Source organism: Ohtaekwangia kribbensis (assembly GCF_042676245.1).
Classification (GTDB): domain Bacteria; phylum Bacteroidota; class Bacteroidia; order Cytophagales; family Cyclobacteriaceae; genus Ohtaekwangia; species Ohtaekwangia kribbensis.
In genome coordinates, this window is the sequence record NZ_JBHTKA010000001.1 from 151,905 (window position 1) to 176,249 (window position 24,345).

Annotated in this window: 19 protein-coding genes and 1 pseudogene; 10 read left to right on the plus strand and 10 right to left on the minus strand. The window is 42.5% G+C overall.

From position 1 onward, the window contains the following. Positions 1-550 precede the first annotated feature (550 nt). Positions 551-676 carry a hypothetical protein gene (locus ACFQ21_RS00655; protein WP_377573365.1) on the minus strand — a complete coding sequence of 42 codons (126 nt, stop codon included), beginning with the start codon at positions 674-676 and terminating at the stop codon, positions 551-553. A 1,033-nt stretch (positions 677-1,709) separates the two neighbouring features. Between ACFQ21_RS00655 and ACFQ21_RS00660 the strand changes: the two genes are divergently transcribed. The 8 genes from ACFQ21_RS00660 (at position 1,710) to ACFQ21_RS00695 (ending at position 11,581) form a co-directional block, all read left to right on the plus strand. Beyond that, a complete protein-coding gene (locus tag ACFQ21_RS00660) occupies positions 1,710-4,268 on the plus strand; it encodes a T9SS type A sorting domain-containing protein (RefSeq protein WP_377573368.1) in 2,559 nt (852 codons plus the stop codon). Positions 4,269-4,470: 202 nt separating this feature from the next. Continuing rightward, a complete protein-coding gene (locus tag ACFQ21_RS00665) occupies positions 4,471-5,889 on the plus strand; it encodes a hypothetical protein (RefSeq protein ID WP_377573371.1) in 1,419 nt (472 codons plus the stop codon). 327 nt (positions 5,890-6,216) lie between these two features. Next, positions 6,217-6,603 carry a response regulator gene (locus ACFQ21_RS00670; RefSeq protein WP_377573373.1) on the plus strand — a complete coding sequence of 129 codons (387 nt, stop codon included), beginning with the start codon at positions 6,217-6,219 and terminating at the stop codon, positions 6,601-6,603. Positions 6,604-6,900: 297 nt separating this feature from the next. Continuing rightward, complete coding sequence (locus tag ACFQ21_RS00675) at positions 6,901-7,446, plus strand: DUF4136 domain-containing protein (protein ID WP_377573375.1); 546 nt, start codon at positions 6,901-6,903, stop codon at positions 7,444-7,446. Positions 7,447-7,578: 132 nt separating this feature from the next. Next, positions 7,579-8,553 (plus strand): efflux RND transporter periplasmic adaptor subunit, encoded by a 975-nt coding sequence (locus ACFQ21_RS00680; RefSeq protein ID WP_377573377.1) that lies wholly within the window; start codon positions 7,579-7,581, stop codon positions 8,551-8,553. A gap of 1 nt (position 8,554) precedes the next feature. Then, positions 8,555-9,814: an ABC transporter permease gene (locus ACFQ21_RS00685; RefSeq protein WP_377573380.1), complete on the plus strand. Its 1,260-nt coding sequence runs from the start codon at positions 8,555-8,557 to the stop codon at positions 9,812-9,814. Positions 9,815-9,824: 10 nt separating this feature from the next. Continuing rightward, positions 9,825-10,505 (plus strand): ABC transporter ATP-binding protein, encoded by a 681-nt coding sequence (locus ACFQ21_RS00690; RefSeq protein ID WP_377573382.1) that lies wholly within the window; start codon positions 9,825-9,827, stop codon positions 10,503-10,505. 260 nt (positions 10,506-10,765) lie between these two features. Next, positions 10,766-11,581 (plus strand): CHAD domain-containing protein, encoded by an 816-nt coding sequence (locus ACFQ21_RS00695; RefSeq protein ID WP_377573385.1) that lies wholly within the window; start codon positions 10,766-10,768, stop codon positions 11,579-11,581. A gap of 901 nt (positions 11,582-12,482) precedes the next feature. On the opposite strand, the pseudogene ACFQ21_RS00705 reads toward ACFQ21_RS00695, so the two are convergent. From ACFQ21_RS00705 to ACFQ21_RS00735, 7 genes and pseudogenes are all read right to left on the minus strand, one after another. Beyond that, positions 12,483-12,761, minus strand: a pseudogene (locus tag ACFQ21_RS00705) (response regulator); the annotation flags it as partial. Positions 12,762-12,843: 82 nt separating this feature from the next. Continuing rightward, positions 12,844-14,370: a sensor histidine kinase gene (locus ACFQ21_RS00710; RefSeq protein ID WP_377573388.1), complete on the minus strand. Its 1,527-nt coding sequence runs from the start codon at positions 14,368-14,370 to the stop codon at positions 12,844-12,846. Positions 14,371-14,718: 348 nt separating this feature from the next. Beyond that, positions 14,719-15,537, minus strand: coding sequence for a hypothetical protein (locus ACFQ21_RS00715; RefSeq protein ID WP_377573390.1), 819 nt, complete (start codon positions 15,535-15,537; stop codon positions 14,719-14,721). 122 nt (positions 15,538-15,659) lie between these two features. Further along, on the minus strand, positions 15,660-15,815 hold the full coding sequence (locus tag ACFQ21_RS00720) for a hypothetical protein (protein ID WP_377573393.1): 156 nt from the start codon (positions 15,813-15,815) through the stop codon (positions 15,660-15,662). A gap of 40 nt (positions 15,816-15,855) precedes the next feature. Next, on the minus strand, positions 15,856-16,182 hold the full coding sequence (locus ACFQ21_RS00725; protein ID WP_377573396.1) for a hypothetical protein: 327 nt from the start codon (positions 16,180-16,182) through the stop codon (positions 15,856-15,858). A 177-nt stretch (positions 16,183-16,359) separates the two neighbouring features. Continuing rightward, complete coding sequence (locus tag ACFQ21_RS00730) at positions 16,360-16,545, minus strand: hypothetical protein (protein WP_377573398.1); 186 nt, start codon at positions 16,543-16,545, stop codon at positions 16,360-16,362. A gap of 204 nt (positions 16,546-16,749) precedes the next feature. Then, positions 16,750-16,896: a hypothetical protein gene (locus tag ACFQ21_RS00735; RefSeq protein WP_377573401.1), complete on the minus strand. Its 147-nt coding sequence runs from the start codon at positions 16,894-16,896 to the stop codon at positions 16,750-16,752. 479 nt (positions 16,897-17,375) lie between these two features. Here ACFQ21_RS00735 and ACFQ21_RS00740 point away from each other — a divergent pair, with 479 nt between their 5' ends. After that, positions 17,376-18,209, plus strand: coding sequence for a universal stress protein (locus tag ACFQ21_RS00740; protein ID WP_377573404.1), 834 nt, complete (start codon positions 17,376-17,378; stop codon positions 18,207-18,209). 468 nt (positions 18,210-18,677) lie between these two features. On the opposite strand, the gene ACFQ21_RS00745 is transcribed toward ACFQ21_RS00740, so the two are convergent. Beyond that, on the minus strand, positions 18,678-19,292 hold the full coding sequence (locus ACFQ21_RS00745; protein WP_377573407.1) for a CDP-alcohol phosphatidyltransferase family protein: 615 nt from the start codon (positions 19,290-19,292) through the stop codon (positions 18,678-18,680). A gap of 499 nt (positions 19,293-19,791) precedes the next feature. Further along, positions 19,792-19,878: a hypothetical protein gene (locus ACFQ21_RS00750; protein WP_377578232.1), complete on the minus strand. Its 87-nt coding sequence runs from the start codon at positions 19,876-19,878 to the stop codon at positions 19,792-19,794. Between the two features lie 1,475 nt (positions 19,879-21,353). Here ACFQ21_RS00750 and ACFQ21_RS00755 point away from each other — a divergent pair. Next, positions 21,354-24,290 (plus strand): putative Ig domain-containing protein, encoded by a 2,937-nt coding sequence (locus ACFQ21_RS00755; RefSeq protein ID WP_377573409.1) that lies wholly within the window; start codon positions 21,354-21,356, stop codon positions 24,288-24,290. The last annotated feature ends 55 nt before the right edge of the window (positions 24,291-24,345 follow it).

Genomic DNA, 24,345 nt, shown 5'->3' on the forward strand with positions numbered 1-24,345 from the left:
ACCTTACATTTTCCGGTTATAGGATAGCAAGAGTAGCACAAAACAAGGAGACAAAAGTATATCTACCCCCACAAGAATTAACGTACATTTGAAAGGCCTTATCGGCGTTTCGTATCTGCGTTTATGTTCCGCGTCTATCATGTAAGATTAACCTCGATTTTATAGCATGACAGCAAACTGTAGTATACGGGTGCTTGTCATTCGAAACTTTACGTGGGATAAATAATCTAAAGTCAATGCATCATTTATGTTTAAGCGGCAATCGGTCACCTTTTTGTACCCGACATGTTTTCGATTTGCTTACGCTGATTCTGATGTTTTCAATGTATTGTTCAGATCGTATGCTAAAGCATTATGAAAAAAAGTTTACTGATTATACAGATCAGGGCAGGATAAAGTATTCACTCTTTCCGGCAATAAAACTTTTACCTACTATATCGGTTGTGACGGTGCTCTCTTAAACTAAAATTTTATTTAACATTTCAGCTGCGATGCCCCAGTGAGCCAGGTCAAAAAATCGGTGACCTTCCATACCAAATTTCAGACTTCGTTAAAAGTATATTGCCTTCAAAGCATACTCCGAAGCCTGTGCAATAAACATTCCCGACAGGTATACGGAGATCACATAATTGGCAGCTTGATGTTGAAGCATAGCTCTCCAGCAGATCTTCTTCATCAATATATATAGTTAACCGGATTTGCAGCGCAGGTACGTACCTGGCTCCATTACCCTGTCCTGATCGAAGTTTCCCAGCTTTGCTTCAGCTTCAGAACATCTGCAAAAACCTATCACATTTAGATTAATAGCGGTGCCAGGTGCCCTTGAATTCTGATCAGCGTATAGACCCAGCGTTGCTTGCATAAGGAAAATTCGACCTATCGCCTTGATTGAAATTGACAATAATACCGCAAGTGCTACGAACACCACTGCAGATAAAGGCTCATCGATTGTTTGTTTAGGTTTGAAATAAAAATCGAACTAAAGATGAGTAACACGATCGCTTTCTGTTATTCTAATCGACAGGAGCGATGTTTTTATATAGCAATCAATTGATTGCTGCTACAACTATCCCTGGATATAGGTATATATGCAGCGATAGTTAGCAATGAACAGTCCTAAAAAGAAATTGACATTTCGCTTTATCAGCAAATAAATACCGACATCCCGTGATTAATCACGGACCAGTATTAGTTTTTACACCAACCAAATCAAATAATTGATTTTCAGCATCCACAACATAGGCGCTTATATATTTTTTTTTCTGATTGACTTTTCTGATTGACTTTTAATAGTCATCAATATGCATCTTTTCATAGTCACCAAAAAAAGCACTCAAATTGGTCATTGTATCCTGTCCCCCATTTAATAAAAATACAAAACAATGATAACGACTTTAGGCTGACATGATTTTCATCGTTGGCTGGAAGATCGTATGATGAGTAAGTTCGGCATAGCAGCAGCAACCTAAAGCAACGAGTTCCAACAAATATTAGTAAAGAAAAAAATACTAACCTAAAGCTATTTAAAGACATACTAAAAAAATCATAGATGGTTGGTTGTAGGTAAAAGTGCAGGTAGCTCTATATCGAGTTATCCGAATATTCAAGATTAGTCAAGGCTAAGTTAGATCGAGACAACATCGCTTTCCGCACGCTCTTAAAACGATATATTATCGTAACATACATTTCTAGTATAACATTTTAGAAATATGAAAAGCATCTCCCTCCAACCCGATGTGCAAACCGTTAACCAGGCTTCGCAATGTGGTATTCAAGTAATATTTCATGGGGCCACTGTCCAATGGCGGATATGGTTCTTGTTCTTTTTACTCTTCAATATAGTTTATACTGCCCATTCACAACAAGATCAGGGCCTTTTATCAAAAGATGACACCTGTCAGTTACGGCCACCTCAAATCATCACTCCCTTGCAAACCGCTAGCATTGTCCCTGCCATTGTTCGACTGGCCTATGTAATTCCCTCCAATCGGACACCACAGGTAAACGGTGTGGCGAATTTTCAAAATATAGTAAAGCAGGGACAACGATGGTTTGCAACACAAATGAAACGAAATGGAATGGAGGCAAAGAGTTTTAACCTTGAACTCGAAGCTGATGGTATAACGCCACGAGTTCATGTCATAAATATAGCAGAAACAGATGAGCAACTCCGGGGCAGTGGTGATGGTCTGGACATTTGGAATAGAACCATCAATGCGGCCAGTACCGCGGGTGTATCCGTGTGGGCTAATGGTGAAATATGGGTGTTGATTCCTGAAATTCATCTGATGCATCCTGATGGCACCGTAGCTGGTGATGTTGCTCTCGGTGCGGGTTGGGGTAACGGCAGTCTGCCTGGAGTGACGATGATTGGAAGCAAAGCGTTAGCCTTGTTTGATCCATCTGTCATCTCAGATGACACTTCCTATGACGGCGAGATTTTTCCTGCCATTGGTCCTTATCCGATGCGACAAGACTACACATTTCCATGGTTTGAAGGGACTTCATTAAGTTCTGCTGCCTCTTCATGGGTTGGTGCGTTATTTCATGAAATGGGTCATGCCTTTGGACTTGCACATGACTTCCGTAACGATGATAATTTTCACGGCAATTTGATGGGTAATGGTTTGCGAGGGATGCGAGGTAGTCTGTATCCGGACCGGTATCCTAATGACTATACTCGGTTGGAATATACTTCAGCGCTGATCCTCGATGTAAATCATTTTTTCAATCAAGGATTCATTGATGCACCTGCACCTATGGTCGTTTCGAATGTTCCGGCGACTATACTTCCGCAGCAAGGTCTTGTACATATTGTATTTCAAGCATCCGATAATGATTCACTTAGCGTGGCACACCTTCGGTACAACGGAGACGCTGTATCAGAGTTGGTGTTAGAAGGTACTACCACAGACACCGTATTTGTGACTCCGTACTTTACGCCCGGTGTAAATAACCGGTACACTATCGCTGTTCACGACAAACAGGGGAATACAACGTATACTGATATAGCAACAGATATAGTATCGGGGTATAATCAAGCTCCATTTCCCTATATTAAAATATACCCACCTGAACCCGGGCCGAACCAGGAAATTCTGTTGGATGCATCAAGATCAACGGACACAGACGATGAAGAGTCTGCGTTACAGGTCATGTGGGACATTGACAATGACGGTCGATTTGATACGCAGCCAACCACGAATAAAGTGTTGTCATTTCAGTATAATGTTCCAAACAATTACTTGGTACGACTCAAGGTGATAGACTCAAAAGGTGCCGAAAGTTTTTCTACACCAGTAAGTATTGCTATACCGGGGGCAATAACGCTGACGTTGTTGGATGGCCACACCGGCAAGGATATTCAAGTCCTAAAAGACGGCGATACTATTCGGCTCTTGCAAACCGGAAGCTTACTTGATATTCGCGCCAACATCGCCAGTGGCGTTATAGAAAGAGTTGCTTTTGACCTCACTGGTCCGATTAGCCATCACCATGTTGACAAACGATATCCTTACAGGCTCTTTGATCGCCATCACGGAAAAACCAAAGCCGGATATTTCTTACCTGGTACATATACATTAACCGTACGGGCCTATAACAAACGAATGCTGATTGCCACACATACCATTTCGTTTAAAATTATTGACGGGTTTACGATTAATTCACTTATGCTCATTGACGCCTCAACAGACACGGATAGAGGTATACTTTCGGACGGTGATATCATTGACTTGTCCTTGCTCGACTGTGACAAGCTCAGTATCCGGGCCGATGCAACGCCACACCTGTTAGACAAAGTACTGTTCAACCTAAACGGCCCGATTGATTATTTCAGAGTCGAACGCTTCTTCCCATATTCATTATTCGGCGATATAGTTAACCCCGACCATACAACCGATTATCGAGGCTGGAAGTTGAGTCCGGGAACCTATACACTGACAGCAACTCCGTATGCTGGCAACGTGCGCGGTGAGCCATATTCGATCTCCTTTACGGTCGTCCTCTCAACCACAACCAACGAAGCGACCTTAAAAGTATCTGTATATCCTATACCCGCTTTAGAGAAAATTGGCATAGTGCACTCAGGTAACATCCACAACGCTTACATGACGCTTCTGAATTCTACCGGAGAAGCATTGGTGCATAAACCGTTAAGCTCGTTAACTGCTGAAGAATTGGACATTAGTGATTTCGAAAAGGGAATATACTATCTAAAAATTACAAGTAGTGAAGGTGTGCAGATAATTCGATTGATCTTCAAATAGCACGTTGAGGCATTGATGTGAATACACCTGTGATTTATCCAACGCCTACAGAGATATACCATATAGACAAAATCGTCAAAGTAGAAACGTTAATTTTTAAAATACATTAGAACAGAAGTAACATTTTCCCATTTCAGCTGGCCTATATTTCAAAACATTATATATATACCACAATACACTTTCAAGCCTAACCCCATCGATTATGCGAATAAGTATCCAATGCGCAATCATGATTCTGATAAATGGAATCCTTGTACAATGCACCGATGAGAGCATCACTGTGTCACCCGAAAAGGTTCAGTTCAGTTGTTCGCAAATCGTTACAAACGAATCTGGTGGACGCGTTCGATCCGATGAAATTCCAACCGCGGTATTGTTGACATTAACAACGGACGCTGGTGATCCGATATTTGTGAACAAAAAAGTCAACTTGCTGCAGATGGGAGATTTTTACTTAACACAACCCATTGAGTTACTGCCGGGCAATTATAAAGTTACAGACTTTCTGTTAATCAAGGACTCAACTACAATCCTATACGCAGTTCCTAAATCGGGGACGCGGCTTGCCCCTGCGGTAAATCATCCTTTACCTTATACAATAAATGTCCGGAAAGGTCACGTAACAAATATAGCGCTGGATGTAATAGCCGTGGACCAACAGGTTCCTGAAGATTTCGGTTATGCTTCCTTCACGCTCCATGTGGTAAATCCATTATGGATTTCCGTATTTACACTTATCGATGAAAAAGAAATGTTAGCTAACGCGATTGCCTATATCGTTAACGAAACCGATACGCTAAAAACCTATCCCTTGGACGCCAAGGTAAATTTGATAGCGTTCAGCGGTAGCATTCACTATAGCTATAAATTAATTGTTATGAAAAACGGCTATAACCCTTATGTCAGGATATTTAACTACCAGGAACTTATCGAAGAGCTCGACGGTCACCCATTAATGGTGCGACTTGTACCCGCATTTACGATGGAGACCTATGTAAGTGTTCCGCGGGAAATTTCTTTGCGGCTAAATGGAAGCGGGGTGCTGCAGGTCGATTGGGGAGATGGAACATTCACAGCATTCCAAACAAAGCCGGAAGGAAGTCCATGGGATGAGCTTATCCATTCCTATACAGAAGCTGGTACATTTCGTATTTCAGTAACCGGGGAATTGGACAAAATAACCAGTTTTACGTTGCTATATGAAACTGCTGTTGTGGACAAAATCAACTTTCAGGGCCTCACAGAACTTTCCAGTATAAATTTTGGCATCACACCGCGAGGTCCGAAGGTAATTGATCTTCGATATAACAAGAAGCTGGAGTCGGTAAGTGTATTTAACATTGCCAATCAAGAAGACCTGCTCCTTCCCGACGTAAACCATATCCGGTCAATAGGCATCACGGGTCCCAATCTTTTCACAACTTCGGACGTGGATGCCATTGTAAATAACATTTACATCAACGCGTCAAGGCATAATGAGCGGGACGGCAGGTTTCTTCTGCAGAAGTCATGGATCGATGTGTCCGAGGAACTTGTTGGACCTCCGTCACCTTCATCCATTCTCAAGTTGAAAGAACTACGTGATCGCTATAATTGGCTTGTATATCCTGACCTTCCGTAACCGTAAAAAGTTCGCAGACAGGGTTAATTCCAGTGTTCTTTATTTTCGCAAACTCACTTGACTGGAGGCTACACAGACATTTAAAGCATTGTACAACGTTGCCGCTTTCTCCGACCATACAGCAAAGCACGCGGTTGAGTATCGGTGACGTTGTCCTTGCGACAATATGTGATGTATTAGATTGTGTATAGCAGCAAAAAAAATACTCATCATTACCATTCTGGCTGTACAATAACTCGGATAGTGCTCCGGGTAACCGATAGCGTGCGAGCTTAACGGATTGACTACACGCGAGCGTTGTGAAGATAAAGTTTAGTATCTTGTAAGATGTCAAATATAGTTCTACTTGTAGATGACGAGCCCGTTTTCAATTTCATAGCGGAAAGCCACATCAAACGAATCGATCCTTCATCGGAAGTGTTTAGCGTCTTCAACGGAAAAGAAGCGATTGACCTTTTGAATAATTCTTTTATGGGACAAGTAAAAATACCCACACACATTTTCCTTGATATCAATATGCCGGTAATGGATGGCATGTCTTTTTTAGCCGAATACCAAAAGCTATCCAATGCTCAAACAGCCGGAATCAAAATAGTTATATTAACAACATCAAACAATCCATTAGATAAGGCGCGTGCGCAATCCTATCACATAGAATACTACATTAACAAACCTATATCAACGGAAAATTTAAAATCTATATTGAATATCTAGGCAAGCAAATGTGCCACAAGACGTAATACCAATTGCGTATATACGTACAACGGTATGCCTACGGTTTTTTCAATCCATTTATTACCGATCCGCTTGCGTTATCAGCCTTCAACTTTATACTTGGCATTTATAAAGTATTTGTTGTGGAAAAAACCTTCTGTATATATCATCGATAACCGTTCCTTCCGCACGCGACTAAGGATGAAGCAGCGCACATGATTATTGTCACCTTAAATAGTGCCTTTCGTCAGCGATTGGTATATGAGCGTCCTGTATCTTCCAGAAAACAATAGCAAGATGAAATGTTCACTGCTGTTTCTGATACTTATCGGTTGCTCACCCTACACGCGCGTTCGGGTAGATCGCGATATAGATTTTGGTTCGACACACTATACCAGTTATTCGTGGTGCACAGCGCCCCCTGCCCCGGAGCTTTCAGTTGCCATCCGCGATAATTTTCCTCGCGATGAGCAAATCAAAGCGGCAGTCAATCGCGTCATGTTAAAAAAAGGGTATATACTTTCCGACACCTGTGCGACATTGGAACTGCATTATCATGTAATTGTAGATGACAAGGATATGGTTATTACATCGACATACGACTATGAGCGTACATCGGTGTGGATTCGCTCTGATGAGGACGGTCAAATGTACGCTGATGGAACCTGGATTCTGGACTTGGTTGACTCGCAAACCGGGCACCATGTTTGGCGCAGCAGAGCCCAGGCTTTCTTCAAGAAGGTACATTCCAAAACATTGCAGCGACAGGTCGGTAAAGTAATGAAAGACCTTCCTCAGGCATCCGGAGAACACCACAACGATGTTCACAAAAAACTAAGGTAAACAAGGGCTTCCTTTGGCGTCATTCGCATGATTCTAAAACTATATATACTGTCTTGCATAACGTTCATTACTGTCGGCTGTCTTTCTCGTACCGAAAAAATTCGGCCTGTTATACAAAACATAACAGAGTCAGTGTATGGATCTGGTATTGTAAAGAGTAAAGATCAATACCAGGTGTATAGCACGGCTAATGGCATTATCACCGACATACTTGTAAAGGAAGGTGATACTTTAAAAAAAGGCGATGCCCTGATGTACCTACAAAATGAAGCGGCTCTGCTCCATGTAAAAAATGCAGAATTGGCAAAACACCAGGCTGACTTGAAAAAGAATCAAAGTAAATTAAGGGAAGCACTTATGGCGGTCGATCTGGCATTTACGAAGAGAATCAACGACTCGATACTTCTGGAGCGGCAACGAAATCTATGGTCACAGCATATAGGCACCAAGGTGGAGCTCGAACAGCGATCGTTGGCGGCCGAGATTTCTAAAACAAATTATATACAGGCACAACTTGATTATAGGGAGCTACACCGGCAATTGAAATTTGCTTTCAATCAGTCTGTTAATAATCTTAAGATTACCAGTACCCAAGCGGAAGACTATATTATCCGTGCAAAACGTAGCGGAAAAGTATATAAAATTTTGAAAGAACCGGGTGAATACGTTACCACGGCAAGCCCTTTGGCCATCGTCGGAGACCGGCAAGACTTCATAACAGAATTAAAGATTGACGAATATGATATTACAAGAATACAACCCGGGCAAGCTGTATTTGTTACGATGGACAGCCACAAAGGTGAGGTTTTTGAAGGCCGAATTACCGATATCGAACCCTTGATGAATGAAGACTCGCGGTCGTTTACAGTGAAGGCTGTCTTTATCACTTCTCCGCGTGTCCTATATCCAAATTTAACAGTCGAGGCAAATATAGTTATCAGAACAAGTGATAACGTCTTAACGATACCAAGACATTTCGTTGCCAAAGATTCCACCGTTATTCTTTCAACAGGTGAACGCCGAAAGGTAAAGCTTGGAATCATGGACTATACGTGGGCTGAGGTTCTCTCCGGGCTCACAGCAGAGGATATACTTATGAAGCCGTAGTATGAAAGCAGGTGTAATATTGAAAGTTGCAGGCAAGTTGCTGTTCGCCCGATGGAAGCAGACGCTTATTGCTGCTATTGGTGTCACGTTCAGTATAACGATGTTCATTGCGTTACTAAGTTTTATGGTAGGATTGAATGAGTTACTCGATAACATGATCTTGAACCGAATTCCCCATATACGTTTATACAATGAAGTGATGCCCAGCCAGCATCAGCCCATAACGTTGTCCAAGGTACATCAAAGAAGATATAATTTTATTCGTTCAGTAAAATCTGTAGCCAGCAGGCAGTATATATATAACAGTATTGCGATACAAAATGCCCTGCAAGTTGACGACCGGATAAAAGGCATAGCACCGAAGATTAGCGCGCAGGTATTCTTCCATGATGGACCTATTGACATTACTGGTGTGGTGGAGGGAATTGATATTGAGAAAGAGCAAAATCTATTTCACTTCCGGGAGTATATTATTTCCGGCGAACCGGAAAACCTGAATACAGTTGGCAACAGCATCATTCTTGGCAAGGCCCTAGCAGACAAGTTGCAGGTATCAACGGGCGATGTTGTCCGTGTTACAACTGCAAGCGGTACACATTTCGTTATGAAGCTTGTTGGTATATTTCAATCGGGTCTGCAGGATATTGACAAAATACAAAGTTATACGTCCCTGGCAACAGCTCGAAAAATACTTAACAAACCAAACGACTATATCACCGACTTGCAGCTTCAAATAAAAAATATAGATGACGCTGCCATTCTTAGCAAAGAATTCTCCGAGCGGTTCGGAACTAAGACGGATGACATCAAGACATCCAACGCTCAGTTTGAAACAGGTTCCTTCATTCGAAGCCTGATATCATATTCTGTAGGCATCACACTTCTGATTGTAGCGGGTTTTGGAATATACAATATACTTAACATGCTGATCTATGAAAAGATGGATACTATCGCTATCCTGAAGGCGATCGGTTTCTCAGGAACTAATATTAAGAGTATATTTCTCATAATAGGCTTAAGTATTGGATTGTTCGGCGGTTCTCTCGGATTGCTATTTGGCTTTTTGTTTTCTTCTCTCATCGACTTGATTCCATTCCACACCGCATCACTTCCTACCATTACAACATATCCCGTAAGTTACAACCCTATATTTTATGTTATAGCCATCTCATTTTCATTGATTACGACTTACCTGGCGGGTTGGGCACCATCGCGAAAAGCCAGTAAAGTTGATCCTGTACTAATTATTCGGGGAAAGTAAATAACTGCGTATGAATGAAGTTGTTTTAGAGGCCCGCCATATTAGCAAGAGTTTTCACGATCCGGTAACATTGCCCATCTTAAAAGATATATCATTTACTATCAAGAAAGGGGAATTTGTCTCTATCACCGGCAAATCAGGGTGCGGCAAATCAACATTGTTATACATTCTCTCCACCATGGATACTGACTATGACGGTGAGTTATTCATTGAACAGGAAAATATGAAAGGGAAAACCGAGAACCAACTTGCTTATGTACGCAACGCAAAGATTGGATTTGTCTTTCAGTTCCACTACCTCATACACGAATTCACCGTGATTGAAAATGTTATGCTACCAGGGTTGAAACTCGGTGCACATTCGGAAGAAGAAGTGCGACAACGTGCCATTGACCAATTACGTGCACTCGACATTCATATGCTGGCCAACAAAAAAGCGAACCTTATATCGGGAGGAGAAAAACAACGAGTCGCAATTGCGCGCGCACTGATCAACAGCCCAAGTATAGTTTTGTGCGATGAACCAACCGGTAATCTTGACAAGGCTAATAGTGAAATTGTTTTTAAAATCTTCAAGCATCTTACCAGGGAGCGCCAACAAACGATCCTGGTGGTTACCCACGATCAGGAATTTGCGGCAAACACACACCGTATCATTGAAATGGAAGATGGAAAGATCGTTCAGAAGTAACGTATTGACCTGGAACTACCTTTTAAATCGCAGGGGATCATGATGCCTGTCATTACTTTTTACCATGGCCGTCATTGAGGTTCTATTTCAAAACGTATAGTTTCATTTTGAAATCAACCATGAAAACCACAAAATGACTATCACCAGTTTTCGCAGGCGGACGAGTAGTTCCTGAAGATACACAAGGGACAAAATAAAGCTACAACGACTGGCGTTCTGCGAACCCAAGTGTAGTTACATAGAGGAGTAAATATATAGATATGCAAACTGTCATCGCATCCGAAAACCATGGTATAGACCTTAAGAAGACCAGAAAAGAGTTCAAAAAATGCTTAGACGAAGTATATAGACATTTTTATTTGGATGATAACTGTTCGGCTGACGTGGTTCACGAACTTCGCGTTAACGTGAAGCGAATCGATGCGTTGATTAGCCTGCTTCGATCCGATGGTGTTCAACTCTCATGCAAAAAACTAAAGGCATTCCGTACCCTTTTCAATATGGCGGGAAGACTGAGAACACGTCAAATTGAGTTTGATACAGTGAGTAAGTATTTCACCAGCGATTCTGTTAATCCGAACTACTTACACCAGATACACGAAGAGAAATCAAAAAGGCTCAAGAAGTATGTAGCATTCATCGGCAAAGGTCCCTCGAAGAAGCTAACACGTGGCATTGAGATCTTGAAGAAGGAGATAAAGAATTTACGGTCCAACCAAATTCTCAGATACGAGCACGCTGAAGAGAAACGTCTGCTCAAGCGGTTGAAGCGGCAGATTTTCAGAGAGCAGGAATTACATATGATCCGAAAAGATTTAAAACGATATTACCTTACGTTAAAGATGTCAGGACAGCCAAACGACTTTACAGAAAAGTTGCAAGAATTACTGGGCGGATGGCATGATCATCAAATTGCTTTTGATCACGTGATCCGCGCAATTTATACGTCAAACTGTACACCGGCGGAGAACGAACCGGTGAAGAAAATGAAATATAGCCTCATCAACGACAAAGAACGTCTATACGAGGAAATTGTATCCTTTTATGTAAGCAATATCCATTATAGGGATACATAATATCAAATTGCCATTGCAACTCACAATGGCGTGTGCCGACTCATGATATGCAATGATTCTCTTTTCTTCGGCCGAGATGATTTTGTTTTTTTTCTCGAGACCGGCAACAATCCGATCCATAGCATCTATAAAAAGTTGAGTCTCTACTTTATCTTGCTTAGCACGTGCTGCTATAAGTGCAGCCTCGTTACAAATATTGGCTATATCAGCACAAAGTATCTGGTCCGGATGTTTGCGCTGGGCAAGATCAACACCGACCTTGCCATTTGGCTCCACTATAAATTTGTATTTAGCCAGTTCTAAGATTGCCTGCTATATTTTCGGCCATATCCAAGTTATCTTCAATTATCAGGATATTGTATGCCATATATATTCGTATATTATATGATAGTGACTGAAACGATAAACCAGGGATGCAACAATGTACTTACCTAAACAATAATCAGAAGTTGTACTATCGATAATCTTCTGTTTGGCAACTTGGTCAAATATAAAACGATCGGCCACGACCACTCGCCCATGATGTATACAACTATCGTTAAATTTTATAGTGGCAATTGCTCATGAGTATATATTGAGAATTAAAAATCAACTTGCAATCCAATTAAATATATTCTTTCTCAACTGGCGTAATTCAGCATGCAGGCTATAACCATATCATTGATAAGCCTACCACGAACCTTACGTATATTGTTTTCATCTGCAGACAAATTTTGACAGATTGCAGTGAGTGATTTTTTCATGGACAGAGACTTCAGTTTTGAGTCGTTGCTAACCCCCGGTTGACAGTCTGAACGGCAGATCTATAACACGAATGATCGTTAACGGTAATGCCTGGGTATTTACTACGTTGCAGTATCTGTGATCTTTATCAACCTAAGTGAGCGAAAGTTGATGGTCACTATTCTTTAACACATATCGTAACTAACTGAACAAGTTTATCTGGATCGAAAGGTTTTCGGATATAGCCGTAAGCTCCCATGTCCACGGCCCGCTTGATCTCACTCTTTTCGCCACTAGCCGTCACGTATATAAACGGTATAGCTGATGTTACCGGGCTGTCTTTCAATTCTTTGATTACCTGGTAACCATTTATATCAGGCATCATGATGTCACAGAGTATAACATCGGGTTTTTCATCTATTGCCAAGGCAATTCCATGATGTCCATCTTCCGAACTGAGAACCCTGAACCGGTAAGCTCCAGGGTTTCCACGGTGTTTCGCGAATTTCCAGGTTGTGTTCTAATTATCAATACGGATTTCATAGGTAGGCAACATTGGGTATTTGAATTGTAAAGGTTGTTCCTTCTCCTTGCTTACTGATGCATGACACCTCACCTCCCATTAATTCCACATATCGCTTTACAATCGTCAAGCCCAGACCAGTCCCTTGTATATTTCCGGTATTTCTGGCTCTGAAAAATTTAGTATACAGATACTTCTGCTCGGCCTCGGGAATTCCTATACCATGGTCTGCTACTGAAACCGTAAGTACATCTTCAGCCACTTGAGAATTTACCTTAATCGCAGAATCTTCCGGGGAATATTTCATGGCATTGGATATTAAGTTGACCATTATATAGCGGAGCATTTTCACGTCAATCGTCATATTGGTATAGCCTTGATGGAAGATAGAAACGTTTTGTCCGTTTCTGCGCACCGCCTGAACATCTTCCACTACACTCTCCATGAATTCCGGTATATCAATTGTTTCCTTTTCGAGTTCAACATTCCCTTGCTCAAGTTTATCAAGCGAAAGAAAGTCATTGAGAATACTGGTTAGATTACTTACAGAGGATTTGATACGAGCCAGGTGCTTCTGAATTCGGTCGTCAGGTTGCAGCGTTACATATTGTTCGATAAGTGAAGTGCTGGACAAAACAATGCTCAAAGGTGTTCTAAACTCATGTGATGCCATGGAAACAAACCGGGATTTGAGCTCATTCATTTCCTTTTCACGATCAAGTGCGCGATACAGCTCCGTGGTTCGCATCTTGACTTGACGTTCAAGCTCTTCTTTCATCATGCGCTGGTCGTGTATATCGGAGCATGAACCTATAAAACCTGTGAACACGTTATCGATATAGGTTGGTTTTCCCACATCCTGAATCCACCTGAATTGTCCATCATGGCGTCTTAGGCGATATTCCATTACAAATGACTGACGTGTATCAAATGCGTTGTTATAGGTGGCGATGCATTGCTCCAGGTCATCGGGGAGTACACCAGTAGCCCATCCGTTACCGAGCTCCTGTTCTATTCGCCTGCCGGTATATTTAAGCCATGTATTATTAAAATACGTACAACCTTTATCTACCCCGGAAACCCAGATCATCACCGGCGAATTGTCGGCCATATTTCTGAACCATGCTTCACGTTCGCCAAGCAGCTTCTTGGCTTTGATGTGATCAGTTATATCGGTTACAAAAGCTACAGCCAATGTCTCTCCTTCCAGCTGATAATGTCCGAGGCTGATAGCAACCGGAAATACCTCTCCATTTTTTTTTCGGGCATACAGTTCCATTCCCAATCCCATAGGTCTTGTTTTGGGTCGAGCAAAATAATCCCGGCGATGATGCATGTGGCGAGCACGCAAGTCCTCCGGTAAAAGAACCTCCATAGGCTGACCGATCAATTCAGCGGGCTGATAAGCAAACAATGCGGCCGCACATGGGTTTGCCAGCTCAATACTTCCCTGTTCGTTAATAACCAGTATACTAATGGTAGCACACTCAAAGAGAACACGGAAGCCTGCCTCGCTTTCGAGTGAGATGGGCTTCTGTTCCAATCCGGTAAAATTTTGTTTAACGAATCTAAAAAAAACAGTGTAAAAAGCCATCCTTTATTGAACAAACCGATCACCTGCCGATATCAGGAAATAGGCAGCGGTAATAGCACTGGTTACTGCTTCGTGAAAAAGACTTTGCGGTTACAGCGGCTCAACTTTGCTGTAGCCAATCGTAACAGTTTGGTGCAAAATACATTAACAAAGAACATATCGGCTTTTGTATTATCTTACTATCACAAAGTCATTCTTCCAAGATCAACATCACGCCATTACAATAGGTCGAACTGCTATATATAGGGATAAATTTCAGACGCGTTATATAGGTATAAAACTATTTTTCTATCACCATCAAAATCGATAGCGTAGCTCGATATAAGGTCCTGCAACCAACATCGATAACTCATTGGTGTCTTCATGGCTTTCCTGAAACAATTTCATATGGCGCAGTTTGCCGCCCACACCTATCCGAACTTTATGCACGTCAACTGTATATTTTGCGTCCGCCAGAAAATTACTGTATTGCAGATAAACATGACCGCCTTCAGTATAAAAACTCTTGAATTTTGGTATATATGTTCCGGAAGCCTCAAACGACAGAATACCCCGATGTCTTAATTTGTATTGGCCACCAAGCCCTACCAATGGATATGCAAAAGCCTGCCTGCCAAATTTTTCATATACTTCGTCCTTGGGACTTGAAGGAGAAACACGTCCATCCAGGTAAAAAACGATATGATCGAACACAAGACCCGTCACGTACCGTAATTTCAAGTCCATTCTATCCAGAAACGTTCGCGTGTAAATTCCTGTAATACGAAAGTATCGTGTTGGAGCGACATCGATCCCACTCCTGCCATCTATAATGGTTCCGTTATAGACTATATCCCGATCAAATATAGCGCTGCCGCGCATGAAATAGTGATCGTAAATTACCTTTACAACGCTATTGTTCGAGAAAGCAATTTCACCGCGAATTTGAAGTGCCGTATAACTCGTCATGCCCAGATGTCTCAAAGGCATTTTATCACCTGTCAATTCCCATTCGCGAACATGTACATAACCGCTCATTACAAACTCTTGTGTGTACTGGATGGTAGCGTAGACGTGTCGCCTGTGCATAACGCTATCTTGTGCAATCACCGCGCTACCGAGGAGCCATATTATCATGAAAATAGAATACCTTGGTTTCACGTGTTTTATAGTATATATATCAGCTCCAGGAGGTAACAAGATCCGGTGTCCAGTTCTTGTCGCTTTCAAATTTTTGAACCGTTTCTTCAAGCACCTTTCTAAACTCGCGCGCCAGGCCAAACAGTGCCGCCTCTGATATCAAGCCCTTTCTCTGCGATTCCATTCAACTCAAATTTACCGGAAGCATTTTTGATATTTCCCTTCACGTTGCCATCGAGCATCACTTCACCTCCGCTGCTGAGAATGTCTCCCAAAACAATGGCCCCTTTTTACCGATCGTTATCTTCCCTCCTATTACAACATAGTCTCCTGTACGGAGCCATTCAGTTGGATTGACCCTCCTGCACAGCGAACATCATCCAAGATAACGCCATCGATCGAAATATTTCCTCCCGCTATCAGCAGGTCTTCGGCTACTGTATCATTTAGCATGATGGTGCCGCCTGTTACAACTAAGTCACCATTAACGGGTGCATTTATTATAACAGTCCCTCCGGCCACGTAAAGATCTTTGTTAACGGCCTCATCGATGATGACCTTATCACCCGAGTGCATTTGTGCCATTACGGGATGGAACGATAGCACCGAGACAAGAAAAGGGAGCAGAATTGAGATTTTCACAGGTATATACTTGGTTCACTTACCATTTCATCCTTGTCCAAACTAGCGTGCCCTGGATGATTTACCCATGACCGCCATCAGCGAAAATCAAGATTCTTATCGCTGAAATATAAACAGCTCGTCTCGGGTATTTTCAGTTTAGCTATGCTATATAGGGATTACTTACTTCAATTTGATTTACACCCGATTTATACCAGGGGAAGACCACGCCACTTTCTCAGCATTCTTCTTTTCAATCCACGATCGTACTTTACCAGACGGAAGAACTTTGTTACCGTGTAGTTCGACATGTATACGCGTTGCATCAAATAGAGGCGTGGCGATGGAAAGCAGCATTAATTTTTTCAACGAGCGTATTGCCATCACACAATCGCTCTGAAAGTTCGATATTATTATGAACGGCTCGTACGCCTGCTATCGCGCGAATATACTCCTCTACATTTTCGCGCTGGTAATTCCACCGTACTGTGCGTTGAGTGTAACAATTCCATCATCTACTTTTACGCTTAGTGCGGTCACGATCAACAATAGACAGAAACGTTAGTAATTCTTTAATTGCCTCGTCGGCTATACGGGTGTCATCTGTTTCTGCTTTTCTTCTAATGATACTTCCATGTCGAGAGCAACAAAGTTTACACCACGAACGCGTTGTGCAGCAGCCTCGGCAGCATGTTTCTTAATGCAGGAATCCACTGTGCCGGAAAGCGTTATCACTCCCGCCTTGAACGGACGTCAATTTGCGGAGCAATATCTTATAACAGAGGATCCCACTGTAACTAATCTTGGACGTCTTGTTGTAATTGCGTATCGTTTTTCATAGTGTTGAGGGGTAACTCCTGTTATGTCCACTATCGGTATCAGAGGTATAACTTTCTGAGGTTCCTAGAGTATATATACCCCAAAAAAGGCCGACCTCCATAGCAACTTGAAAGTATAGTATATTCGCCTACATCCATATCTATATAATATTGCTCTATAAACGTCTCCAGCGGCATCTCATCCGTGAGCTATAGGGCAAGATACCGGAATTTCTATTGATGGCGGACTGTAACAAAACAGCAGATGACAAAGTTCGTTGAGCAAGTTCGTAACGACACAATACTATTCTATGATAACAATCGTCCAACGTCATGACTGCTGTCATCGATGCTTACAGCGACTACAATTAAGTTGCTAAAAACTTTTGTAAAAACATGAAAAGAATCCTTGTTCCTACCGACTTCTCTGTTGCATCAAGGTCATCATTGAAGTTTGCTATCGAACTGGCGTCAAGAGCACAGGCCGAGGTTTTTGTTTTACACATGGTGGTACTTCCTCTCTTGCAAGAAACTACTTTCGGTATACAACCCATTCCTGCAGATGAGCAGGAGTTGCAGAAAGCGACAAAAGCAGCCAACAAGGTGTTTGAAGAAATAAGAAAGCAATTCCCTTCAAAAGTTGAGGTGCATTTTAATACGATGCATGATGATATAGTATCTGGCATGCAGGTCTTCATAAAGGAAATGGGCATTGATCAGATTGTCATGAGCATGCATGGATCAGGAGATCTGGAAGAATTTTTCATTGGATCGACAGCCGAAAAAATAGCACGGGTATCTTCCGTTCCTGTACTATCAATACCGGGGGATGTAGCGTTGGAATCGATAAGAAACATTGTATTTCCCAGCAACCTGGCACCGGACCAAGACGACCTAATAAAGGATTTAAAAGATCTCCAGCGGATGCTTCATGCCAAATTACATGTACTGCTGATCAATACACCTGTTCACTTTTGCAATGAGCGGCAAGCTCAAGAAAGGCTCGAGCAATTTGCCAAAAATTATAGTCTGTGCGACTTCACTATAAATTTCCGGAGTCATCAGTTTGAGAGCAGTGGAATCATTGAATTTGTAAATGAAATTCATGGTGACATGGTAGCCATGGCAACACATGGGCGCAGCGGACTTGCCCATTTACTCAAGGGCAGTATTGCAGAAAAAGTACTTCACAAAATTGATTATCCCATTTGGACATGGAAGCTAAAATAGACATCGGTGTACCGCTTGTGCCTGGGCAATATAATCCTTTACAGGCAACATTTAAAAACGCTAAACCCTCGAAGCCGAAAGAAGTACCGTTACCAATTCCGACTCCGGAAACCTCGCCATCAAAGGAGCCGGTCCCAGTTGTGTGGCCGCAGAAAGAGCCCGAGGTTCTACCGGGTGAAGAACCTTTAACCATACCACCGACGGCTCCTCCGGAAGTACCAGTGCGACCTCAGATGCTTTCTATGAATCCGGTGTAACACCTGATGACTTACGCTTACGCAACTCTTTTTTTATCGAGTCCGGTATATCTCTGCATTTGCATACCCGGGCATGTTCAAGGTGCCATTTAATTCGTTGGGCCATGGTCGCGTTTTCCGGCATAGGGTGAGCCAAGTGCCATTCCTTGTTTAGCTTAAGAGGCATATCGATATATATATTTATAGTGTATAATATACCAACCTCAAACAATCACGTCTCCATTCCGGATTGTTTTGAATGTGCTATCTGGGTTCGTGTGCGCCAGATCCAATACACTCCTTTCACGTTTGCTGTCCACTGCGGAAGCATGATGACAAGAATGATTTCCTCAACTAGCTGAAGCGCCGTAATTACCACAGCCAATATGAACAGTATTTTGATTAAACCGATCTTGAAGAAAAATGCAATAAAGAAAGCGGCCTGTGTCACAGCTGCGATCTTGGCCAGGTAGGTATGGAAGCTGGTTACTTTCTTGTATGCAACTAAGGCTGCTACTGTCTGAATGCCGAACAACGCAAAGAGCCCGGCAATTACAATCCAGTTACCTTTTATGAATTCCGGATAAAATAGCCACAGCGCTACTGCTGAGACAATCACCGTCACATCATCGGCAACCGAGTCGAGCCGGGATCCAAACACACTTTCTACGTGATATCTACGTGATAGCGGACCATCAATGGCATCAGTAAAAAAACTCGCTGCCATACACCATTTATACCATTCGTATAGTCCCATTATTGCGAGCAACAACAAAAATGGCGCGGATACCAAACGGCACATCGTCACTCCGTTAACTATGTAGTAACTGATACGTGGAGACTGCATACAATGTAAATTTTAGTAAACTGAAGAGGGAGGCACAACGGAGGCAGTATTTATGATTAGAAAACAATCGCACTGATCGATAAGATCAGGTGCTGTCCTACTCAAAAACACAATTTAATTATAGGTTATTTTTTAGCTAAAGGTATGTTCTCTGTCAACAAATGTCAGTGATCGTTGTCATAAGCGGAGCAAAAATTTGTCATCAAGATTTAACTCTAGACATATGAAAACTCCGAACGGTTACATCCTCATAAACAGCAGCGCCTCTATAATTTCCACTACCCTACTGTATAGTATAAACAGACCAGTATATATCAGTATATATATAACTAGCCTAAACTTATAGCGAGGCAAACAACCATAACAATGCAGGCACCTGTGATAGACCTGGTTTTCAACTCCATGAGATGTAAAATGACATTGCCCATGTTCCAATTTTGATGACTACATACTCCGATACGTGGGCTACACAGTGTCTTATACTCAAAACTTTTTATTGTCACATCTCCAGTATATACTTCCACACCGGACAATTCGCACGATGTACCACGTCTTTCGATATACTTCCATAAAGCAAGCGAGAAATACCTGAACGCCCCTATGCACCGCGTACGATCAAGTGGGTACCTATTTTAGCGGCATAATGAATTATACCCTCCTGTACACTATTATTGTTGCTGATGGCAAATGTATAGTTGGTGATGTAGAAACACTGTACAAAATTTCCTACGTCTGTCTGCGTTTTTGAATCAACGTGGAAATACAGTGGGTGTTCACGAATAAGATATGAAGGGTCGCGTGGAAGAAATTCTGTAGGTTTTTAACACAGGCGACAAATTTTGCTTGGTAAATTTCCTGGGAGTATGGCAAACAAGATGCTTCGGATACAGGAAATATGAACAGCAGTCTTAAGAACAAAAACCGGTACGGGTGAAGACTAGATACCATGTGCTGTATTTGTTCCTATAGATTTTTTTAGGACACCCAAACCTTTAACTCCCATCACGACCAGATCGATTCCCCCTCATCAATTACCTTTAAGACAGTTGTACTGAACACTCCATGTTCCAGGGATAAGCTTATCGGTATTGTAATTTGTGCATAGATGTTCTTTAATTTTTGATATTGTTGCTTATACTCTTCTTTCAGATTGAAAATCATCCGGGGTCCTGGTGCGAGAGCTGCCACGAATATTGGCATGGAAAATTAATCACTTTTAGCACGCAGACTTCCCCCAAGCTTGCAGATGGTATATCCGCTACAAACTTAAAAGCCTGAACCGCAGGCGGAGAAAAATCGCATGGTAACAGCTATAGTACAGGCAATTGCTATATATATCGAATGAGAAATATCATTTTGGCTAACGGATTTTCATCACAATGATATAAATCATCGGCAGTTAAAACGGTGATCATAGTATGGAAAATCAATTCGAAGTATCATTCGGAAAGATCGGCTACAGGCGGGAGATGGATAAACGCTGAAAAATAAATAAGGAACCAAAACTCGTTACGAATATGAGTTCAACTGATACAAATGGGCCCTAAAGAAAAATGTATCCGATGGTTCGCCTATCCTTATAGCCGGTATTGGAAGGGAAATAGCTGACTTTGAACACATCAGTCTACATGCAGCCTGTATTGCAGGTAAGATCAGTGGTAAACTATGATGTCGATGCCATTCAATACAATAAATGCCCCTTATGAACTATCTATCACATGCCTTGACGTTGTGCGGGATGTTGTTCGTCCCGCTACCACGTGGTAATCCGTTCACATCGCCCTTGGAATTGGAACCGTTTCTGCGAATGTGGTATTAACAACTAGTCAATGGTTTGCTCCTTTTCATTTAACTCCGTTCTCCGGGAGTTAATGCGTCCTGTATGAAATTCTGTTATCTGGTTAGTCCAGTTTAATTTAATCCGCTCAGCATTTATGAGATGACGCCAACTTCGCTGTAGCCCGTGGCCGGTGAACTGTTCACAGCGCCTGTGCCCACAACCATTTGTTGTTCAGCAGAAAAATTTTTCCTCTCATTATTTCGGAAACAAAACTATTTGCAATGAAAATAATTTTATTTAATTCAATCGGAACCTTTGGGTTCATCTGCCTGCTTTCGTTTTCGCTATATGCGCAGCCCTGTACCACAGTTACCCGTATCACTTCGTTTCAGTATAGTGCCTTTATCATTGGTGAACAAAATACGCTAACCCTTCGCGCCGAACACGGCAGTATATACCTTAACGGTATATTTACCCTTACCAGCGGAGCACTTCCTGCCGGCCTCTCGCTTACAGGCAATAAAATAACGGGAACACCAACCGCTGCCGGCATCTATGTCTTTGTTATAGGAGCAGCCTCTGCACCGGGCTGCCCTGTCTTTGAAAGAACATTCTCATTTAACGTCGGGTATAATTTACCTTGTGCAGACTTTGAAATCAGTGTGCCTAGCCACAGTTCACCACCACAGCAATTGAGACGCAACGGATCTATCATTTTCAGGACCGAGCATTTTGATTCTGTTACCTACGCGGCTGTTAGTCTGCCTCCTGGGTTTACTATGAGTCACACCGCCGGATCATATCAGGCTATTGTCAGTGGCTCCGCACAATATGACGGACTACACACTGTAACCGTTGCTGCCTATACTAATAAAGGATGTACGGATACGTTAAGCTATACCTGGAATGTATTCTGCAGTCTATTTGCTGTAGACTCCATTAGTCCTGAAAAGCCCAACCTTCCTTATGGTATTGTCGGAGAGTCCTATAACCAATCATTTTTTATCAGTTTTGGCACTCCGGGAATCATAATAAGCTATACATCAGGTACTCTGCCACCCGGACTCACGTTTGCCGACCACGAAATATCCGGTATACCTACAACGCCTGGTATATATACATTCGAATTGACCGCGACAGCCTCTCCGGCCGGTTGTACGCTCATAAAGCAGTGGTACCAAATTGAAGTTGTGGAACCCAACACAGTGTGCAAACACTATGATGCTATAGCGCCGTTGCCCGAGGCTATAGATTCAATTATATACTATGCCGGCGATCCGCTGTCTATAACCTTTTCGGCTAGTAAAGATGGGGTTGTAGATGACAGTGCAATATTTAACATATCTGTTCCTCTGCCCGGCTTAACACTCAACGGAAATGTTCTAAGCGGTATACCAATCAGCCCGCGCACGCGCCGTTTTACAGTTGCTGCTTATTCAGAAGAAGGCTGCCCTGCATATGAACAGGAATATACCATGCACGTTGAATGGAAAGAACCGTGCGATGCTTTCAGTGTTGATTTCCTGGCGAATGAGCCCGGACTTACACAAGTGGGAATGACTTCATTCTATATATTCGGCAGCTATAGCGGCTGGGACTCTACACGGGTGTGGGCGCTCGAAATTCCAGCGGGATTCAAAGTAGATTCAACGTTTACTCCGGATGACCAACATATAGTATATATAACGGGTCATGCCGTACATACCGGCATCAACAAATTTGTAATTGCCGGAACCGGCGCTGGCGGTTGCCGGGATACACTGGTGTATGCACCAGACTATACATGTCTCTACCCGCAACCTATGATTCCTTCACCGGATGAACTTTCATACGCTTCGTTAAATGAACCGTATTACCAACTTGTTGGTCTGGAAAGTCCTTATGCGTTTGACATTGAGTATGACAACTTTCGAATGGAAGTTACCGGTGGAGCTTTACCACCGGGTCTAATCCTCAGCGACACCACCTGGGTATCCGGCTATATTCACGGTATACCCACTACGCCAGGCACCTACATGTTCACCATTAGTGCCATGATTGAAACATGCTCTATAATTGAAACCACATATACGCTGGCTGTAAGAGAGCGTGTACCGTTTCAAACACTTACGCTGCACACGATGTGCAGTGAAAGCACCAATGAAAATCGCTGGCGCATACATAACCCAAACAATTTTAATATACCTGTTACCTGGCAGCCGGTATACTTTTACAACGGACCTCCCATACCGATTGTGGCCAGGGCAAATAGTGACACCTATTTTTACTCGTATGTTATAAATGTACCAGAACCTTCCCTCCCCGGAACAATACGACTCAACTGGACAGATGGTGATGGCACGCCACGAAGTATAGTAAAAGCCGCCAGCACGGAGTTGTGCGATCCACCGGCATGTGTGTTTGCTTCGGATGTTGTCTCATTTCACCAGGGGCTTCAAAAAAACGGATATAATGTGGACGACAACCACAGCGCACCCTACTGGACACTCGGCGAGCCGGATGCATTTGATGACAACATTGGCATACATCACTTTGCACTCGGGTATAATGGATTTATTGTACTGCGCATGACGGACGTAATTAACGATGAAGCCGGAAACGATCTCATGGTACATGAGTTTTCTGCTGATGAACCTACATTTGCAGAACATCCCGAACGTGCAGAAGTACAGGTTTCGAAAGATGGTGTCAACTGGGTATCACTGGGCCTAACATCACCCGCTACGTGCCAGGGTACGCTGGACCATGCTTATGATATTGCCGGAAAAATAACGTGGTTCCGTTATGTAAAGGTTATTGACAAGACTGATCGGAATGCTCGTATACTGAACAACGACTGTACACCGACTTCTGTACTCGCATTCAATGGTCTCTCGGACGGGTTTGACCTTGATGCCGTAACCTGTGGACAAGGCACCACCGCTGCACGCGAAGCATTTGCTGATGCGGCCCCTTCAACCCACAACAATTCAATTATATATCCCAACCCGGTAAAAGACTGGCTCAACATCGATCTGTCGAATGAAAACCTCACTGCCGAAACCCATGCACAAATAAATATTCAAGACTTGAGCGGCCGTATACTTTATCAGAAAGTACACACAATAAAGTCGGGCTCCGCACACCTGGATGTGTCAGGGTATCATACAGGAATGTATATACTTCGCTTGCGATTATCCGATGGTAAATCTGGATTTTATAAATTCCTAAAAGACTAAAAAAATGGGGCCGTTGAAAGACGGTCCTAAATCTTTTACTGTGGGTGACACTTTG

Excerpts from the sequence above, each read along its gene's own strand:
- ACFQ21_RS00745 (WP_377573407.1), bottom strand. The coding sequence starts at position 19,292 with ATGCAGTCTCCACGTATCAGTTACTACATAGTTAACGGAGTGACGATG.
- ACFQ21_RS00730 (WP_377573398.1), bottom strand. The coding sequence starts at position 16,545 with ATGGCAATACGCTCGTTGAAAAAATTAATGCTGCTTTCCATCGCCACG.
- ACFQ21_RS00670 (WP_377573373.1), top strand. The coding sequence starts at position 6,217 with ATGTCAAATATAGTTCTACTTGTAGATGACGAGCCCGTTTTCAATTTC.
- ACFQ21_RS00755 (WP_377573409.1), top strand. The coding sequence starts at position 21,354 with ATGAAAATAATTTTATTTAATTCAATCGGAACCTTTGGGTTCATCTGC.
- ACFQ21_RS00695 (WP_377573385.1), top strand. The coding sequence starts at position 10,766 with ATGCAAACTGTCATCGCATCCGAAAACCATGGTATAGACCTTAAGAAG.
- ACFQ21_RS00685 (WP_377573380.1), top strand. The coding sequence starts at position 8,555 with ATGAAAGCAGGTGTAATATTGAAAGTTGCAGGCAAGTTGCTGTTCGCC.
- ACFQ21_RS00655 (WP_377573365.1), bottom strand. The coding sequence starts at position 676 with ATGAAGAAGATCTGCTGGAGAGCTATGCTTCAACATCAAGCTGCCAAT.
- ACFQ21_RS00715 (WP_377573390.1), bottom strand. The coding sequence starts at position 15,537 with ATGATAATATGGCTCCTCGGTAGCGCGGTGATTGCACAAGATAGCGTT.
- ACFQ21_RS00740 (WP_377573404.1), top strand. The coding sequence starts at position 17,376 with ATGAAAAGAATCCTTGTTCCTACCGACTTCTCTGTTGCATCAAGGTCA.
- ACFQ21_RS00660 (WP_377573368.1), top strand. The coding sequence starts at position 1,710 with ATGAAAAGCATCTCCCTCCAACCCGATGTGCAAACCGTTAACCAGGCT.
- ACFQ21_RS00690 (WP_377573382.1), top strand. The coding sequence starts at position 9,825 with ATGAATGAAGTTGTTTTAGAGGCCCGCCATATTAGCAAGAGTTTTCAC.
- ACFQ21_RS00665 (WP_377573371.1), top strand. The coding sequence starts at position 4,471 with ATGCGAATAAGTATCCAATGCGCAATCATGATTCTGATAAATGGAATC.
- ACFQ21_RS00675 (WP_377573375.1), top strand. The coding sequence starts at position 6,901 with ATGAAATGTTCACTGCTGTTTCTGATACTTATCGGTTGCTCACCCTAC.